Annotated in this window: 16 protein-coding genes; 8 read left to right on the top strand and 8 right to left on the bottom strand. The window is 49.2% G+C overall.

The window, feature by feature from the left end:
• Positions 1–4: 4 nt before the first annotated feature.
• The gene (locus CLV60_RS33365) at positions 5–898 is read right to left on the bottom strand and encodes a glycosyltransferase (protein WP_106599732.1); all 894 of its coding nucleotides are present in this window, start codon (positions 896–898) and stop codon (positions 5–7) included.
• A 142-nt stretch (positions 899–1,040) separates the two neighbouring features.
• Between CLV60_RS33365 and wecB the strand changes: the two genes are divergently transcribed.
• Positions 1,041–2,141 (top strand): non-hydrolyzing UDP-N-acetylglucosamine 2-epimerase, encoded by a 1,101-nt coding sequence (gene wecB, locus CLV60_RS33360; protein ID WP_106599731.1) that lies wholly within the window; start codon positions 1,041–1,043, stop codon positions 2,139–2,141.
• 84 nt (positions 2,142–2,225) lie between these two features.
• Positions 2,226–3,659, top strand: coding sequence for a polysaccharide biosynthesis C-terminal domain-containing protein (locus tag CLV60_RS33355; RefSeq protein WP_106599730.1), 1,434 nt, complete (start codon positions 2,226–2,228; stop codon positions 3,657–3,659).
• 17 nt (positions 3,660–3,676) lie between these two features.
• On the opposite strand, the gene CLV60_RS33350 is transcribed toward CLV60_RS33355, so the two are convergent.
• Entirely contained in the window at positions 3,677–4,561 is an 885-nt protein-coding gene (locus CLV60_RS33350) for an FkbM family methyltransferase (protein ID WP_106599729.1), read from the bottom strand.
• A gap of 99 nt (positions 4,562–4,660) precedes the next feature.
• A complete protein-coding gene (locus CLV60_RS33345; RefSeq protein ID WP_170118939.1) occupies positions 4,661–5,377 on the bottom strand; it encodes a GNAT family N-acetyltransferase in 717 nt (238 codons plus the stop codon).
• A gap of 537 nt (positions 5,378–5,914) precedes the next feature.
• Between CLV60_RS33345 and CLV60_RS33340 the strand changes: the two genes are divergently transcribed.
• From CLV60_RS33340 to CLV60_RS33330, 3 genes are all read left to right on the top strand, one after another.
• The gene (locus tag CLV60_RS33340) at positions 5,915–6,535 is read left to right on the top strand and encodes a response regulator transcription factor (RefSeq protein ID WP_106599727.1); all 621 of its coding nucleotides are present in this window, start codon (positions 5,915–5,917) and stop codon (positions 6,533–6,535) included.
• Between the two features lie 78 nt (positions 6,536–6,613).
• A complete protein-coding gene (locus CLV60_RS33335) occupies positions 6,614–7,144 on the top strand; it encodes an RNA methyltransferase (RefSeq protein ID WP_106599726.1) in 531 nt (176 codons plus the stop codon).
• A 140-nt stretch (positions 7,145–7,284) separates the two neighbouring features.
• On the top strand, positions 7,285–7,734 hold the full coding sequence (locus CLV60_RS33330; RefSeq protein ID WP_106599725.1) for a histone H1/H5 family protein, HCT subfamily: 450 nt from the start codon (positions 7,285–7,287) through the stop codon (positions 7,732–7,734).
• 63 nt (positions 7,735–7,797) lie between these two features.
• Here the strand turns inward: CLV60_RS33330 and pgeF are convergent, their stop codons facing one another.
• On the bottom strand, positions 7,798–8,568 hold the full coding sequence (gene pgeF, locus CLV60_RS33325) for a peptidoglycan editing factor PgeF (RefSeq protein ID WP_106599724.1): 771 nt from the start codon (positions 8,566–8,568) through the stop codon (positions 7,798–7,800).
• A gap of 204 nt (positions 8,569–8,772) precedes the next feature.
• Here pgeF and CLV60_RS33320 point away from each other — a divergent pair, with 204 nt between their 5' ends.
• Positions 8,773–9,759, top strand: a complete 987-nt coding sequence (locus CLV60_RS33320; RefSeq protein ID WP_106599723.1) for a glycosyltransferase family 2 protein — start codon at positions 8,773–8,775, stop codon at positions 9,757–9,759.
• Between the two features lie 50 nt (positions 9,760–9,809).
• Here the strand turns inward: CLV60_RS33320 and CLV60_RS33315 are convergent, their stop codons facing one another.
• Positions 9,810–10,322, bottom strand: coding sequence for a DinB family protein (locus CLV60_RS33315; RefSeq protein WP_106599745.1), 513 nt, complete (start codon positions 10,320–10,322; stop codon positions 9,810–9,812).
• Between the two features lie 214 nt (positions 10,323–10,536).
• Here CLV60_RS33315 and CLV60_RS33310 point away from each other — a divergent pair, with 214 nt between their 5' ends.
• A complete protein-coding gene (locus CLV60_RS33310; protein ID WP_106599722.1) occupies positions 10,537–11,766 on the top strand; it encodes a metallophosphoesterase family protein in 1,230 nt (409 codons plus the stop codon).
• Between the two features lie 28 nt (positions 11,767–11,794).
• Here CLV60_RS33310 and CLV60_RS33305 read toward each other — a convergent pair whose 3' ends face one another.
• Positions 11,795–11,980, bottom strand: coding sequence for a hypothetical protein (locus CLV60_RS33305; RefSeq protein ID WP_106599721.1), 186 nt, complete (start codon positions 11,978–11,980; stop codon positions 11,795–11,797).
• Positions 11,981–12,115: 135 nt separating this feature from the next.
• On the opposite strand from CLV60_RS33305, the gene CLV60_RS33300 reads away from it, so the two are divergent.
• On the top strand, positions 12,116–13,576 hold the full coding sequence (locus CLV60_RS33300) for a gluconokinase (protein WP_106599720.1): 1,461 nt from the start codon (positions 12,116–12,118) through the stop codon (positions 13,574–13,576).
• Positions 13,577–13,640: 64 nt separating this feature from the next.
• Here CLV60_RS33300 and CLV60_RS33295 read toward each other — a convergent pair whose 3' ends face one another.
• Positions 13,641–16,016, bottom strand: a complete 2,376-nt coding sequence (locus tag CLV60_RS33295) for a TonB-dependent receptor (RefSeq protein WP_106599719.1) — start codon at positions 16,014–16,016, stop codon at positions 13,641–13,643.
• A 185-nt stretch (positions 16,017–16,201) separates the two neighbouring features.
• A complete protein-coding gene (locus CLV60_RS33290; protein WP_106599718.1) occupies positions 16,202–16,618 on the bottom strand; it encodes a c-type cytochrome in 417 nt (138 codons plus the stop codon).
• Positions 16,619–16,734: the final 116 nt, after the last annotated feature.

Genomic DNA, 16,734 nt, shown 5'->3' with positions numbered 1-16,734 from the left:
TAGGTCAAATGCCGTATTTGACCCGGTTTTTAATTTTTAAAAGGAAAGATAACCGGTAATATTGCTGGAATGCCGCGGTAAGACCGGCATCGGGCTTCAAATCCGCGGGCATCGCCACAGGCCCTTCCGCCATTTCCTCTCCATACTCCCCGGATTTAAAAGTAAAATTAGTACCGCTGCCATCCGTTCCGATATTTTTGATTTTGGAATGGACCGGATAAAGTCCATACGCGTCATTAGCGAACTGCGAATAGGTCCAGCGGATCGCCCAGGAGTCGATCACACCTTTTTGTTGCTTGGCCAGCATCGGCCACAAGTCGTCACCACCCTGGTTAAATGCATCTTTCCGTTCCGTATCGTTTTTCAGGCTTTGGAAGTCACGCACCTGCCAATCGGCCTTCGCCCATTTGTGCGCCCAGGTTCCCCAGCCCCAGGAACTTGCCCGAGGGGCGAGGTACAGGTCGTGCTGGTAGTTTGCCGGAACTTCGATAGGCGGAGTGTAGCCGGTTACCGAAAAAATATCCGAACGGCCGGCGTAGACGTCGAGCGCCTGGTTCATGAATGACAAAAAATCTGTGGTGCTAAGCATATCGTCTTCCAGGACAATCGCGTCGGGATGCCTGGAAAGCACGTAACTTACTCCCTCGATGACGGAAGCGGCGAGGCCTTTGTTTTGCGGGGACTCGAAAATCGTCACATTTTTGAAGCCTGTAATACCGGCAATGTACTCGCGCACCTCGTTCACAGCTCCCGCCTCTTGTGCGTGCTTCGGCCCATCGGAATAAACGTACAACTCACTTTCGGAAGCGAGTGTATTCATTTGCAGGCTCTTGACGGTCTGCTGCAAATGCGAGGGGCGGTTATAGCAAAAAAGGACGATAGGGGCATGGGCGCGCATGAGCTCATTTGTCGGTTATCGTTGCAAAAGTAGGTCGAATCGTTTCTAAATCACAACAAATGCGAAAGTAGTAAAAAGTCAGAGCGACGAGTTTTGGTGGGCAAACTGTACTACCTTTGCAGGAAAACCGTCATCGAAGTCGTTGAAAATAATATGCGTGATGGGGGCGCGGCCCAATTTTGTGAAGGTAGCGGCCCTGTACAGAGCCTTCTCAAAATACCCGGAGTTCTCCGTCAGCCTGGTTCATACCGGTCAGCATCACGACGATGCGATGTATAAGGTATTCCTCACGCAGCTGGGCCTTCCCAAGCCGGATTTCTCGCTTTGTATCCACGGCGGTTCCCACACCGGGCAAACCGCCCAGATTATGCTGGCTTTCGAAAAGGTGCTTTCCAGCGAATCCCCCGAGCTCGTGATGGTCGTCGGCGACGTCAATTCAAGTCTGGCGTGTGCATTAGTAGCGGCAAAAGAAGGAGTCAGGCTGGCGCATGTAGAGGCCGGATTGCGGAGCGGCGACAAAAGTATGCCCGAAGAAATCAACCGTATTCTGATCGACCACATGTCCGACGAACTTTTTGTATCTGAGGAATCGGCCGTGAGCAATTTGCGAAATGAAGGTATAGCCGCAGACAAGATCCATTTCGTGGGCAATGTTATGATCGACTCGCTGGTTTATGGGCGCGAAAAGGCGTCGGAGATCCCTGTGCTGAAAGATCTGGGATTGGAAAAGGGTGGTTATGTGGTGATGACGATGCACCGGCCATCGAATGTGGATTCACCCGTGGAGCTGAAAATGCTGACGGATTTAATACAATCCCTATGCGAAATCAAACCGCTCGTTTTTCCGGTTCACCCGAGGACGAAATCGAGTCTGATCAGTTACGGTATCTGGGATCAGCTTGAACAATGCAGCGGGCTGCATTTGTTGCCGCCCCAGGGTTATCTTGAATTCATCAACCTGATTTCCAATGCAGCCCTGGTAGTTACCGATTCCGGGGGCGTGCAGGAGGAAACTACGTTTCTGGGTGTGGCATGCGTTACTTTCAGGAAATCCACCGAGCGCCCGTCGACCATCGGGGAGGGGACAAACCGCCTTGTGGGTGATTTAGATGTCGCTCATGCGATCAGTATTATAAGTGAAGTTATAAACGGGAAGAAGAAGCCGACTTCTTTGCCTGCACTATGGGACGGTCTTGCATCGGACCGCATTGTGCAAATAATTCAGAAGAAGTATTTAAAATAGATTAATGTGGGAATTGTTGTACGACAAAGCTTAAAGGCGGGGATTGGCTCTTATATCGGGGTTGGAATCGGGATAATTAATCAAATGTATGTTTCTACCAAGTTCCTTTCGGTAGAAGAATTGGCGCTCACCCGGTTGCTTTTCGAAAACAGTTTGCTTTTTGCAGCTTTCGCACATCTGGGTACGCCGCTTATTGCGGATAAGTTTTTTGCAAAATTCAGGGACGATGATGCTGGCCATAACGGCATATTGCCGCTCCTTTTAGGGTTACCATTTGTTGGAGGATTGTTGTTTACGATTCTTTACCTGCTATGTTCGGGATGGATACAGCAATATTATTCCGAGAACTCCCCGTTATTGATCAAATACCATATTCTGGTAATTCCCCTAACATTGTTTTGGCTTTATCTGGCCGTATTGGAATCCTATTGCCGGAACAATTCGCGCATTGCCGTTCCCAACTTTATCCGTGAGGTTTTTCTGCGACTGGCCAATGTGCTGGTCATTTTGATGTTCGGATTCGGGTGGGTGAGTTTTCAGTTAATGCTTTATCTGCTGATTGCTTCTTATGGTCTGGCCCTGATCTCGCTGATCTTTTACATTCGAAAGCTCGGAAAATGGTATTGGTTTAAACCCAATCCACAAATATTTACCGGATCATTATTCCGGAGTATGCTGGCTTATGGGAGCTTTTCGATTCTCGGGGGCATAGGCGTGAACCTGATGCTATTTATCGACCGCTCCATGCTCGCGGGAGAGCGGGGGCTTATTCAGACGGGGATATTTATCATAGCCGCATACATTGCCGGCGTAATTGAAATACCCAAGAAAGCCATTTCACAGATATCCATTCCGTTGTTATCTACTTCTTTGGGTAAAGAAGATTACGAATTTGTCCGTCAGATCAACGTCAAATCGGCATTGAACCAATTGATAGCAGGAGGTTTATTCTTTTTGCTGATATGGAGCAGTATCGATGACATTTTCCTGCTCATTCCCAAAGGAGAAACCTACCGCGAAGGTAAGCTCGTAGTGCTTTTCTTGGCATTGGTGAAAGTATTCGATACCGGAACCGGGCTCAACACGGAGATAATCCTTTATTCGAGGTTTTACAAATACGCGACATATCTTATTCTCGGATCGGCCATTTTGGGCTTTTTGCTGAACCTTTTGTTCATACCCATGTACGGCTTTATCGGGGCGGCGTTGGCTACCATGATCACGACCTTCCTCTATTCCATGTCCAGGCTATTTGTGGTCTGGCGTAAATTTGGCGTGCAGCCTTTCTCGCAGGGAACGGTGAAGGTAGTGCTGGTACTGGCAGTTTTATATCTGTCCACCTTTCTCGAACCGCATTATACCGTTTCCAAATTGTCGGCTATGATTGCCATCGTGCTCCGGTCGGCGTTTTTATGTGTGGCTTTCGCGGTTTTGATACTTAAACTCGATGTTTCCCCAGAGATACGGGCGCTTTTTGAAACTGCCAAAAAGCGGCTACCCTATGTGAATGGTAAATGACCTGAGCACGGAGCTGGTTAAATATCCATTTTCCGGAAGCGGATTCTCCGGGCGCTTTTAATGCGTTCCTGCACAAATTCCAGATCCCGCAAATAAATGGTATCGTGGGGGCCGGTAGTTTCCAGTTTTTGGAGTGATCTCTTAAATGGATCATAGCTGTACGGGGCAAATCCCAGGTCGAGCAGCTTGTTGTGGAGGTAATTTTGCCCGAATTCGTATTGATCCGAAAGACCGTTAGTCTCCATAATGATCACCCTCAAATTGGGATTGGCCAGGGTATCGGGTGCGCCGTTGATGACATTCGCCTCGAAACCTTCCACATCGATCTTCAAAAAGTTTGCCGTTTTATCCGCCAGCAAGCGGTCCAGCGTATCAACAGGCACTTGAATCGTGGCACCGGCTGACTCCTGGCTGTTGCTGATGACGTGGTTGGTAGCGTCGAGGTTGTTGGTGAAAACCAGTTTCTCCGCTTTATCGCCAACGCCCAGGTTCCGGAGGTCAACCCGGTCTTCCAGCTGGTTGTACGTTACATTTCGCTTTAATTTCGAAAAGGTCGTCGGGATCGGTTCAAATGCGACGGCATTGGCACCCGCTACGCCCGCGGCCAGAACCGTGTACACTCCCACATTGGCGCCCACGTCCACAAATGTGTCGCCCGGGCGCAGGTAATGCGTAAGGAAAAGCATCTCATACAGGTCATACAGCCCCGTGTAAATTTGAAGCTCCGCGCTGGACATGCCTTTTTCGACTACCAGAGAAGTGTTTTCGAGAAAAGGATACACCATCGGATGGTGGTGCAAACGAATGACAACTCCTCTTTTGAAGAACGTCATCAAGGCCGGGAGTTTGTTATTCTGATTTAAAGGGTGACTCAGTATGGTCTTGATTGTCTTTAACTTCATTAGGCTGTTCGAGGTTTGTGCCAGGCCGGGGAAAATTTGGCTGCTAATGTAGCTATTTGCGCCTTGTAAGCAAAACGTTTGGGGAGCGTCCGCCTATGTTCAGAAAGTCGCTTCATAAATAATTTTGGGGCATTCCTGGCCTCCAATGCGCCGTTTGAAACTGGCCAGCGATGTTTTTTCATGCCCGAGATGATCGAGCGAAATGCCAAGGTCCAGGATTTGTAAGCCGTTATCCAGGCAATACTGATAAGCCGCGTCAAAAAGCAGAAGTGAAGGACTGATTGCCCTGAATTCAGGAAAAAAGCCGGAAAGAAAATGGTACAGAACACGATCGCTTACGCGCACAAACAATGCGCCGGCGAGGATTTGTTCACCATTAGTGGCTGTCAAAGTGATGTAGCTTTCGGGTACCGCACGCATGATCCGGGCAATTTCTCCCGGTTTTATCCGCAACTGGCGGCCGTGTGCTCGGTCGCATGCACATAGCATTGCTTCTGTCGTTTCGTCGCAAATCCCCGGTTCGAGGGCGATGCGTAAACCGCTGTTTTTGCCTTTGGCTAATCGCCGACGCTCCGCTGGCTCAATAACCTGGTCAAAACGCTGGTCGGTAATAGGAATATAATGATTAGAATAGGTATGATTGGGTGAAAAACCGGCAGCGAGGTAACTGCGATGGCAAATTTCGTGTGTAAGCGGATGGTAGCATGCCGGCGCGGTTTTTATGGTGAGTACCTTGCCTCCCATTCGGATTGTCCATTCACGGATGCAGGAGAGTAGAAATGTCAGCTGACGTTCATGGCACCGGGCTATCGGCATAATACCGCCGAATGGGGCCAACGGTGGCGAGGCCCAACCCTGAGCGCCTGGCAGGCAGTGAAATACGGCCAAAATATGACCGGGATCTTTGGAAGTAAGAATAAATGAATAAATTAGGTCAGAAGTCTGAATGGCCAATTGTTCCCTCCTGAAGAAAAGCCATGGGGCGGTCGCAGGAAAAGGCGCTTTGGGCATCGGAAATACATCCACGACGCTGTCGTTGTTAGTCCAGGAGCAAAGAGAAGTGTGTGTAAAACTACTACTTAACGGGCCCAAAAGTTATAGTATGTGCGTTAAATGTGCTCAGATCAAGGATTTTGATAAATAATTGATATACTAATTTGATATTTTTTATGTTTAATACAATGCTGATTACTATTTTTGTTAATTCATCAAATCAGTTCAACCAGGATGTACAAAATAGTACTGGTTGGTAATCAGGATTTTCAGTTCAAGGGCAATCATCAGGCTGGAAATTGATTGTCCGGATTAATTTGACACCAGTAGTTTTTTACATCCATTGGACCCAACCCATCCATGAAACACATACTGATCGCCGAAGACCATGCTGTGGTAAGAATCGGTACCAAACACCTCCTCAAATCACTAATTCCGGATTCAACAATTTCGGACGTTGACGATTTTGATAAAATTCTTCAGGAACTTGAGACCAAAGCTTATGACCTCCTGATTCTGGATATCAATATTCCGGGTGGCAACACTACCAAAATGGTGGAAACCATCCGCGCAAAATCGCCTGGCGTCAGAATTCTAATGTTTTCGAGCTACGACGAACAACTCTACGGCCTGATGTACCTTCAAGCCGGTGCGGATGGTTATCTGTCGAAAGATGCACCGGAGGAAGAGTTCAAAACCGCCGTTATGAGCGTTCTGAACAATAAGAAATACATGAGCGAAGATATGCAGCAAATGAATATCAATCGTCTCATCAATCCAAAGGAATACATGCCGGATCCGATCGTGAGCCTTTCGCCGCGCGAGACCGACGTGATGAACCTTTTGAAGGAGGGCCTGGGAACCGCAAAAATCGCAGAAAAACTGAACTTGCAGCTCTCTACTGTCAGTACTTACAAAGCCCGTATTTTCGAAAAACTGGGCGTTAAGAACATCGTAGAGCTGATCACCAAGATTAAGTAGATTATTCTTACCATACCGAAAAAGGTTTCTGTACCAGGTGCAGAAACCTTTTTTTGTGAAAATAAACGAGTGAAATTCATGCGCAAGCTGAGTGTAGATGAAATGGACCGGATGTCGGTCGATGAGTTTAAGGAGTCGGAAAAATTTCCGTTTGTAATCGTGCTGGATAATATCAGGAGCCTGAATAACATCGGCTCGTTTTTCCGGACAGCCGATGCATTGCGGGCAGAGAAGATAATGCTCTGCGGCTACACGCAGGCGCCGCCGCATCGCGAGATCACGCGCAGTGCCCTTGGGGCGGAGGTATCGGTAGCGTGGGAGAAATGCCCAAGTGCGGCTGAGGCGGTTAAAGTTTTGAAATCGGAAGGGTATAAAGTATGGTGCGTGGAGCAGGCGGAAGGAAGTGTCCTGCTGCAAAATTTCGAGCCCGATAAAGGGGCTCCGCATGCCTTTGTATTTGGGAATGAGGTGGAAGGTGTGAGTGATGCGGCAATCGCGGAATCCGACGGCTGCCTGGAAATCCCGCAGTTCGGGACGAAGCATTCGTTCAACGTTTCGGTGTCGGCAGGAATCGTGTTGTGGGATTTTGTAAAGAGAAATATAACATAAAAATAATACAGAAAATTTGCTATTTATAAATTAATAATGGGTATTTGTAGGTTATTGCCTGACGGCAATTTTGACCTGGTATAGCTCCTCCGCGGGGCCGGGCTACATGTATTATTTATGAAATTCTTAATATCAGATTTATGAAATCCGCTACCAAAAAGTTATCGACAGAGATTGCTGAAACACTTGCCGGAAAGATTGAAGCAGTCACTGCCGGTTCGAAAAAAATAAAGAAATCGATTGAGAAAGCGGCCGCGAAACTGGCTAAGAAAGTAGCTAAGTTTGAAAAGGAAACTCTCAAGAAAAAAGCCAAGGAGGCTAAGAATGCGGAGAAAAAGGTAAAGGATAAAAAGGAAGGCAAGAAAAGCAAGGCGCAGAAAAAAGAAAAAGTAGCAGCATTGGTAGCAGCTGCCTCGTCTAAGGCGCCTGTGGCCGCTCCCGCGAAGCCAACTGTGGGTAAAGAAGCAAGCGCTCCGAAACCGGCTGCAAAACCAGCGGCAACTCCGAAAGCCGCACCCGCCAAGCCTGCTGCGAAACCGGCAGCTACCCCTAAGGCCGAAGCACCGGCACCGGCTCCTGAGAAAGCATAATGACAAGGTAAATTCCGAAAACGACCAGCAGCGGAATACCGTTGCTGGTCGTTTTGTTTAGGATCAGTTGGTACGGCCTATTGTCACGAGCAGACGGCCGGTAAGGCCTTTCTCGGCGCGGTGGGAGAAGTAATCCTGGTTGTGAAGCACCGTTGAATAAGGCGAAACTTCCACGTGCTCGGGCTTTATGCCGCTGCGGATCAGCTGGTCACGGTTAGAGGCTTTTAAATCCACGAAAAACTTACCGGCGGTTTCATCCCAGCGTTTATAGGTCGGGGTGAAATGCTGTGCCACATCTTCGCCAACTTCAAAGCTGCATTCATCAATACAGGTGCCCACATATCCGACACAATCTTCGGGCCGCGTGCCGTAGTTTTGCTGCATGGCGGCGACGGTCTTTTCGACAATTCCGCCTACGGTACCGCGCCATCCCGCGTGAATGGCGGCCACCGCACCTGTTACGGGGTCGTAAATAAGGATTGGAGTGCAATCGGCTACGGTTACGGCGAGCTGAATGCCGGCTACATTGGTCACAAGGGCATCGAATCCCTCGAAGCGGGCCGGTGAGGTAACAGTTACAATGTCGGTCCCATGCACCTGATGTGCTTTTGCGACGTTTTCGAATGGTATACCGAGTGCCCCGAAAAATATCAGGTTGTTTTGCATGATATTTTCAGGCGCGTCCTGAGAGCCGCCGAGGTTCAGTGAGGCGTAATGGCCGGTGCTTACGCCTCCGTGGCGTGTACTTTCTGCGGCTACCAACTCAGGGAACTGATTAAATATCTGTGGTTTGCGGAATATCGGTTGTTTGTCGGTGGTAGGGGAAGCGAGCATTCTTTTGGAATTAATGGAAAGCGGTACCAAAATTAAACGATCGTGCCGCCGGATTCATTTCGTGCCGAATTTATTTTGACGCATTGCCGTTATGTGCCCGGGAGTTGGCCGTTCAAGAACCGTAAAGTAGCGGGGCGCAGATTTTGAGGAGAATTCAGCTAAATTTGCGCCAAGCGACTCCGCTTATTCAATGAAACAGTGACTATGATAAAAGTGAGCGTGTGTGTAGTCACCTACAACCATGAAAAATTTGTAGCAAAAATGCTGGATTCGATCCTGATGCAGCAGACTACATTTGATTTCGAGATTATTGTAGGAGATGATTTTTCCAAAGACAACACCCGGGCGATATTAACCGAATACCAACAGCGTTTCCCCGACAAAATCAGGCTCTTGTTGCATCCGAAAAACATGGGCCAAAACGGGAAATTCAATGCGCTGGCTACTTTTGCCGCCGCCAAAGGCGAATATATCGCCCAGTTTGATGGCGACGATTATTTACTTGTCCCTGACAAGCTGCAAAAGCAGGTTGAAATGATGGACGCCAATCCGCATTATTCGGCCTCTTTTCACAATGCAAGGGTGATTTACGATGACAATGCGGCCCCACCGCACCTGGTCAACTGGATTAGTAAAAAGGAATTTACCGTTGACGACCTCATCGGTGAGGACGAGCTTTGCTTTATCGCGACGTCGAGCCTGATGTTCCGGACCGAGGACTTTGCCAAAAATCCGGATCCGGAGTGGACGAACCTGTCGACCAGCGGCGATATTCCCCGCAATATCATGCTCGCGACGCGCGGCCCGATCGGCTATATTGACGAGGTAATGTCGGTGTACCGGAAACAACGCGGAGGTGCGAGCTTTGCGGATAACCATTATGGGAAGGATTTCCTTTTCAACCGCATTGAGATGTATTCCAATATCGATAAGGAATTGAAATACAAATATCACGACCGGCTCACGAAGAATATCGCGACCTATTACTATAAAATGCTGTTTTCGAGAGAATACGGCGATACTTACTGGCCGCGCGTCAAATATGCGGTGAAGTACCTTTCGATGGCCGAGCCATCGCCGGAGCGGAAAAAGGAGGTGATCCGCGATTTCATCATTCCGCCGTTTTTTATGAAAGTATACAGCTTTTTCGCGCTGAACCTCTATAATCTGAAAAGCAAGCTGTCGGGGTAAAACTGATAGCAACAAAAACGGCCGGTTCGATTGAACCGGCCGTTTTTGTTTTAGAACAACTTCTCTTTCGGAGGCGTAGCACCCTTCATGCGAATGTAAGGGGTGGTTTGGCCGCGGTGGTGAGTCTGGTGTTCGAAAGCCTTTTCAAATGCGGTTCCGGCTTTCATATCCATCCCGAATACTTTTACGTCTTTCGCTAAATCGGCGTCGGTCATACCTTTCAATGCGGCAATCACGAAGTCGTAGCTTTCCATCACACCTTTGGTTACAGTTGCTTTTGATTGATCAGCTCTTTTTTCAAGAGAACCATCCGGTTTCGCCTTGCCGGATGCTGCCGAAATGAACGCGTAATTCGCATCGCCAAGGTGGTCCATTTGCGCAGCAAACGAACGGATTTCAGGGGTAGGTTTCAGCGCGTAGCCATCTTCGGGCATCGCATCCAGGTATTCTTTGGTGTATTCCTTTGCGCGCTCCCACTCCTTAATGTATTTGGCTGTCATGGTTTGCGCGGATGCCACTTTGCCCGCCACTAAAAGCATACAGATAATAGCAATTTTTTTCATTCGATTTTTGTGTTTGGTGGTTGATAAATTTTCGCGAAAGGTAATGGTATGGAATGCGATTGTCAACATGGGAATCAAATATTTAAGCAATGGTAATGTGTCAATCAGTGACATTCGGCTGAGGCTGAGCTTCAAGAAATCGTGGTCTGATCGTGGAGGTTAAGCGGGTTATTATTTTATTTACCATCCATACCCATTTACGCAAAGAACCGCTATGCCCGGAACTTCCGAAGAACGTGCGCAGAAATACCTCAATCTCGGCCATAGCGAGGCCGAGAATCACGCGAAAACCCAGCTTGAACTGTATGAAAAGCGGGTGGAACAGACGTCTTCGGTTACCAATGTTATTAGCGAATTTTTCAAAACCAACCTGATCGGCTTTGCCTGGCATTACTTGCGCAGCCGATTTGGGGCGAGGCATCCGTACCAGGCCTACCCGCGCAACGACGACACCGGTATTTATCCGTTGCAGTCCTCCATTGCGTCCAGGGATGAAATCAGCATCGCATTGCTTTCGGACTGGGCCAGTGATACGGCCGAATCCGATGCGGTAGCGAACCTTGTAGCGCGTCATGCGCCCGATTACACCGTCCATATGGGGGATATTTATTTTGTAGGAACACCCAAAGAAGTGGAGGAAAATTTTACAGCGCCTTATGCCTCCTGGTATTACGGCGCTTCGGGGAGTCTGGCGCTTTCGGGAAACCATGAAATGTATTCCAATGGCAATGCATTCTTTCAGCATCTGCTTCCCGCCATGTACGCGCAGGTAGGTGAGACGCGTAAGACGCAGCAGGCAGGTTTTTTCTGCCTGGAAAACGATTATTGGCGCATTATCGGCATTGATACGGGGTATACCTCCGTGGGCAGGCCTTTTGTTGAAATACTCTCTCCGCCGGATTGTCATTTACGGAAAGAACAGGTGGCATGGCTACGCGATGTAGTAAAGCTAGGTGACCCGTACGATAAACGGGGTATCGTGTTTCTGAGCCACCATCCTTATATGTCGGCATTCCGGGAGGAGTATGTGCGGCCCGGTGAACAGTTGCAGAAGCTCATGGGTGAGGCGCAACGGCCGGTTGTCTGGATCTGGGGACACGATCATCGCCTGGTAGCATACCGGTTCGGTCGGAATGGTAAGGGACCCCAGGCTTACGGGCGCTGCATCGGGCACGGCGGATTGCCGGTGGAGATCAAGCCGCCTGATGTGGGGGAATTATCCAAAATCAATTACTACGACACACGGGTAAGGAAGGAAATCAAGGGGCGTGCGTTGGGATATAACGGATTTGTGCGGTTACTGCTGCGGAATGAGCAGCTCGTTGCCCAGTACCGCGATCTGGAAGATACTTGTGTGATGGAAGAAAGCTGGACTGTAAACAAAGCGAACGGCCAACTCGAATGGGGGGTGGTTAATGTCCTTCCCGAGCTGGCCGTCCGTTGAATATGATCATGCCCCTGCGGGCTGGTTGTCAATGGTGATCGTCGTGGCTGTGGTCTTTGTAAAACGCTGCGAAAGTCACAACCAGACCGATTGTTCCGAGGATGAACACGAACAGGTCGCCAAATACTGCCAGGATGATAAAAAGGATAATAAACGCTGCGATGTAAGCGAAGGTTGGCAGCGAAGTAGACTCGGTATGTGATGTTTCAGACATATTCGGAATGTATTAATAGCTTTCGATGCTGCGAAAATAATAAATCAATCCCAAAATCCATACTTTTGTTTTAGTAATCACTTGCCGTGTTTCTCGCGTGCGGGAATGCGGGTTTTGCCTCTAAAACAATTGCCAATGCCCTATATTATCGGTTGTGATATCGGCACAACAAACGTCAAATCAGTCGCCTTCGATACCGTTTCGGGAACAATCCTTGCTTCGCACAGTGAAAGTTATGAAATGCAGCATCCACGCCCCGATTGGAGTGAGCAGGATCCGGAAGAGATTTTCCAGGCTGTCTGCAAGACGTTGAAAAAGGTGACCGCGAAATGCAAAGATCAGGGCGGGCCTGTCGGTATCTGTTTCAGTGCGGCCATGCACGGCGTGCTGGCGCTCGATAAGGACGGGAAACAACTCACCAACCTTATCATCTGGGCTGATAACCGCAGTGCCGACGTAGCCACGCGACTGCGGGCGTCGCAGGTAGGCAAGAAGATTTACCATAACAACGGAACACCCATTCATGCGATGGCTCCGGTGTGCAAGTTGCTGTGGATGAAAAAGAATGAGCCTGATGTTTACCGCAAGACGAGCAAGTTCGTAGGTGTGAAGGAATATATCGTATACAGGCTCACGGGTGAATTTGTGGTGGATTATTCCATTGCTTCTGCTACGGGGATGTTCAATATCCGGGAATTGCGATGGGATGATTACACATTGAAGAAGCTCGGATTGAAAGTGGAAAAGCTACCCGAGGCGGTATCCCCTTATCATATTGTAAAACTCCCCGGCGATAACCCTGCCAAATTACCCGAAGGTACTCCGTTGATCATGGGCGCAAGCGATGGCTGCCTGGCCAATCTCGGTAGCGGCGCTATCAGGAACGGCTCTATGGCCGTCACGATCGGCACCAGTGCAGCCGTGCGCATATGCTCCGCAAAACCATTCTCCGATCCGCTGATGCAGACTTTCTGCTATGTGCTCGATGAAAAAACTTATATCGTAGGAGGCCCCTCGAATAACGGGGCCGTCATTTTTGAATGGTTTATGAACACATTCTTCCCCAAGGAGTCGTACGACGCGGTTTTCAAGGAAGCACAGGGTGTTAAACCAGGCGCGGAGGGATTGCTTTTTTATCCATACCTGCTGGGCGAGCGTGCGCCGCTTTGGAGCTCCTCGGTGCGGGGCGGTTTCTCGGGGCTGGACATCACGCATACGCGAGCGCATTTCGCGCGGGCAGTGATGGAAGGTATTTTGCTGAATCTTTACAGCATTGCCAAAATACTGATGGAAATGCAGGAAATCGACACGATCTATGCCAATGGCGGCTTTGCCCGGAGTGCTACCTGGGTGCAAATGCTGTCGGATGTATTTGGCAAAACAGTGAAATTGAATGAAACCGTTGAAACCGGAGCGGTAGGCGCGGCGATGGTGGGGTTGAAGGCGTTGGGGGTAGTGAAAGACTTTTCGGAATTGACTGCTTTTACACAGGTGGGACAGGCATTTACACCGCATAAAGACATTCACGAGCAGTATGATGCACTGGCCGGGAAGTTTAGAAAGGGCGCTCGGCTGATGATGGCTCACGCGGTGTGAGCGGGCCGGAATACAAAAAAGGCCTCCCGACGGGAAGCCTCTTTGCATTGATCTAACTATCCTGTTAAAACTTGTAATTAACGCTCAAACGATAATTTCTTGGAGGGTCGGCTTGCCAGTAATAGGCCTTCAACCAATCATAATAGCCGCCGCTGTATAGGTATTTATCCAGAATGTTGAACACGTTCGCTGTCAGGCGGATGTTGTTTTTTTCCCAGAACAAACCACCATCCAATTTGAAATAATCAGGCTGGTTGAGGCTGCTGTTGGTGGTCGACCAGTTGGTAGTAGCGCGGCCTGCCAGATAGGTGAAACCCGCAGAAATACCAGCGTTTTTCAGCGAGCCGTGCTGTACTTTATAGCTCAACCAGGCATTGGTTGTGTGCTTGGCATACCCGGGAATCAAATCGCCTACTTTCATGTCCGTTACGCCCTCGGCAACTTTCGTCACTTCGGAAATGGTGTAAGCATAGTTTGCGGTCAGGTTAAGTCCGTTGATAATCGTACCGCGAAGGTCGAATTCAACACCCTGGGCTCTTTTTTGACCTAATACCATACTCAGGCCTGAGTTGGGATTCGTCGGATCGCCTGTCAGCTCGTTGTTTTTCAAAATGCGGTAGAATGCGAGGGTAGTATTCCAGCGGCCTTCTGCCCAGTCGCGCTTCACCCCGAACTCCGTATTGTTTCCGGTAACCGGTTTCACTTTGCCGCCACCGATCAAACGGCCCGATTGCGGGATAAATGCCTGATCGTACAATGCATATAATGAGGTATTCTTCGTGAGTGAAACGCTCAGGCCGACACGCGGCGTAAAGTGTTTTGCCTCGTCGTTAGGGCCACCGTATGCCGATTGTTTCACATAAGTGTAACGGCCTGCCAATGTCAGACGGATCCGGTTATCGAGGAAGCCTAGCTCGTCTTGCAGGTAAAGGCCTGTGTAGTTCTGATCCTGCAAGCCGCCGCCCGCCGCTGCGCGCGATTCAAGATCCATAGAGCGGTCAAATTTAGGATACCCCATTACCGGCGTGCCGTAATAAGGGTTTTTAGGGTCGAATTCAGCACCTACGGAGTCCAGCGCGATTGATTGCGACCAGTCGGCGAAGTAATGCTTGCTGCCAATATCAATACCGCCCAGAATGCGGTGCCTTACTGCTCCCGTCTTTACGTCGCCATTGACGAATACCTGTCCGAGCGTCATTTCGCTCTTGGCGTCCCAAAGACCTACGGCCCGGATCAGCGTACCATCAGGGTTTACCGCATTGGGCCACATGCTGCTGCCATTCTGGTTATAGTTGAAATAGCCAACCTGTGCCGTCAGTTTCCAATCTGAATTGAGCTGGTGCTGCAAATTTATAAACACGCTCTGGTCGTTGATCTTGGTAGGGGCAATGCCCGGAGCCATGGTCGTGAAATTGCGCGGCAAAGTAGCGTAGCCGTCGGGCGAGAATACATAGAATGATCCTACGTTCGACATTTTCGCATATTGCAGTGTGTATTCAGCCGTCAGTTTCGTCTTCTCGTCGATCTGGTAAGAAATGACCGGCGCAATGCTGTACCGGTTGTTGTATTCGTATGCGCGGAACGAGCCTTTGTTTTGCGCCGCTACATTGAGGCGGTACAGGAACTTGCTGTCTTTGCTCAGCTTGCCATCAAGGTCGAGCGTAGCGCGGTAAAGTCCGAAGCTGCCCACATTGAAGCCAACTTCGCCTTTGGTCTGGCCGGTAGGTTTTTTGGTCACTACATTGTATAACCCGCTCGGATCACCGTTTGCAAGCATAAAGCCGGCAGGCCCTTTGACGAACTCGATGTGATCCACGAAGCTCATATCCTCGGTCAACGGACCCCAGTAAGAGTTCACTACATTGAAGCCATTGCGGAATGCCTGGATCTGCGAGCCGCGCATGCTGATGTTGGCATACATATCACCCCAGTGTTCGAGGCGAACCGCTCCGCTGACGTTGCGGATCAGACCGTCGCTCATGCTGATAACCTGCTGGTCGGCCAGTACTTTGGATGTGACAACCTGCACGTTCTGAGGGGTTTCCAGAATCGGCGTGAGGAGTTTCATGCTGGATGAAAACTGGTCGGAGGTGTAGGTAGTGCCGCTTTTGACGATCACTTCCTGCAATTCGTTGGCGCTTTCGGACAGGGTGAAAGCGACGCTTACCGTTTCACCGGCCGCTACTTCCACGTCCTTTTCCTGGGTGGCAAGTCCCACGAAGCTTACGAGCAATGTGTAGCTTCCGGGTTTGACTCTTTCAATTGTGAATTTTCCTTGATTATCCGAAACGGCGCCGCGGGCAGATCCTTTAATTCCGACCGAAACTTGCTCGGCCGGTTGTCCATCCGAGCTGAGTATCTGTCCTGATATTCTGCCGTTTTGTGCAAATGCGGAAACGCTTGCCAGCAGTAATAGGAAGAAAATATAAAATCTTTTCATTTATCTAAAATTGGACTAAATAGTTAACGAGCCGCAAATATCAGTCGGGAATTTTTATGAGGCAAGATTTTATTTAGATTTATTTAAAATAGTATTCAACTGGCTGTTACATAAGAGTTTTGGTCATAAAAAAGCCGCATTAATCCAATGGATAATGCGGCTGCACGCGGCTTTGAAGGTCAGTATTACTTTTCCTCCGCCGGTTTTACGGCTTCCACCATTTTTACGGTGATCATCTTTTTCTCCGACGAATTGCCCCAGGAATTCATGATGTAGTTCATCACATCGGCAATCTGCTCGTTGGCCAGTCCCGGCTCCGGCATCATGTTGTCGTAAGACACCCCATTGACGGTAACCTTTCCGATCAGACCGAACTTGATCGCCTGGATCGCATTCTCGGGCGTTTTCATGAGGTAATCCGATTTGGCGAGCGGTGGGAAAGTGGCGGTAATGCCCTCGCCCGTGCCCATATGACAGGAAATGCAGTTTTCGGAATAAACCATTTTGCCGCGTTCGATGCTTTTTGCAAGCTCGTCGTCCTGGCGGGGTGATACCGCCGTGCAGAAAACCGCGGCTGAGAGTAATGTGAGTAATAGTTTCATGGTGATGTTTGGGTTGAGATAGAGGGTGACCCAAAAGCAAAAGCCCTTTTTCTACTATGTAGAACGAGGGCTTTTTTGTATTTTTAATTACGACATTAGAAATACATGGGCAAGAT

Source organism: Dyadobacter jiangsuensis (assembly GCF_003014695.1).
GTDB classification, from domain to species: Bacteria; Bacteroidota; Bacteroidia; order Cytophagales; family Spirosomataceae; genus Dyadobacter; species Dyadobacter jiangsuensis.
Note: the sequence above shows the minus strand (reverse complement) of the source record. Positions and strands in the feature narration are given on the sequence as shown.

What these genes read in the sequence shown, in the direction of transcription:
- CLV60_RS33365 (WP_106599732.1), bottom strand. Translation starts at nt 898, where the DNA reads ATGCGCGCCCATGCCCCTATCGTCCTTTTTTGCTATAACCGCCCCTCG.
- CLV60_RS33355 (WP_106599730.1), top strand. Translation starts at nt 2,226, where the DNA reads ATGTATGTTTCTACCAAGTTCCTTTCGGTAGAAGAATTGGCGCTCACC.
- CLV60_RS33350 (WP_106599729.1), bottom strand. Translation starts at nt 4,561, where the DNA reads ATGAAGTTAAAGACAATCAAGACCATACTGAGTCACCCTTTAAATCAG.
- CLV60_RS33345 (WP_170118939.1), bottom strand. Translation starts at nt 5,377, where the DNA reads ATGCCGATAGCCCGGTGCCATGAACGTCAGCTGACATTTCTACTCTCC.
- CLV60_RS33340 (WP_106599727.1), top strand. Translation starts at nt 5,915, where the DNA reads ATGAAACACATACTGATCGCCGAAGACCATGCTGTGGTAAGAATCGGT.
- CLV60_RS33335 (WP_106599726.1), top strand. Translation starts at nt 6,614, where the DNA reads ATGCGCAAGCTGAGTGTAGATGAAATGGACCGGATGTCGGTCGATGAG.
- CLV60_RS33330 (WP_106599725.1), top strand. Translation starts at nt 7,285, where the DNA reads ATGAAATCCGCTACCAAAAAGTTATCGACAGAGATTGCTGAAACACTT.
- pgeF (WP_106599724.1), bottom strand. Translation starts at nt 8,568, where the DNA reads ATGCTCGCTTCCCCTACCACCGACAAACAACCGATATTCCGCAAACCA.
- CLV60_RS33320 (WP_106599723.1), top strand. Translation starts at nt 8,773, where the DNA reads ATGATAAAAGTGAGCGTGTGTGTAGTCACCTACAACCATGAAAAATTT.
- CLV60_RS33315 (WP_106599745.1), bottom strand. Translation starts at nt 10,322, where the DNA reads ATGAAAAAAATTGCTATTATCTGTATGCTTTTAGTGGCGGGCAAAGTG.
- CLV60_RS33310 (WP_106599722.1), top strand. Translation starts at nt 10,537, where the DNA reads ATGCCCGGAACTTCCGAAGAACGTGCGCAGAAATACCTCAATCTCGGC.
- CLV60_RS33305 (WP_106599721.1), bottom strand. Translation starts at nt 11,980, where the DNA reads ATGTCTGAAACATCACATACCGAGTCTACTTCGCTGCCAACCTTCGCT.
- CLV60_RS33300 (WP_106599720.1), top strand. Translation starts at nt 12,116, where the DNA reads ATGCCCTATATTATCGGTTGTGATATCGGCACAACAAACGTCAAATCA.
- CLV60_RS33295 (WP_106599719.1), bottom strand. Translation starts at nt 16,016, where the DNA reads ATGAAAAGATTTTATATTTTCTTCCTATTACTGCTGGCAAGCGTTTCC.
- CLV60_RS33290 (WP_106599718.1), bottom strand. Translation starts at nt 16,618, where the DNA reads ATGAAACTATTACTCACATTACTCTCAGCCGCGGTTTTCTGCACGGCG.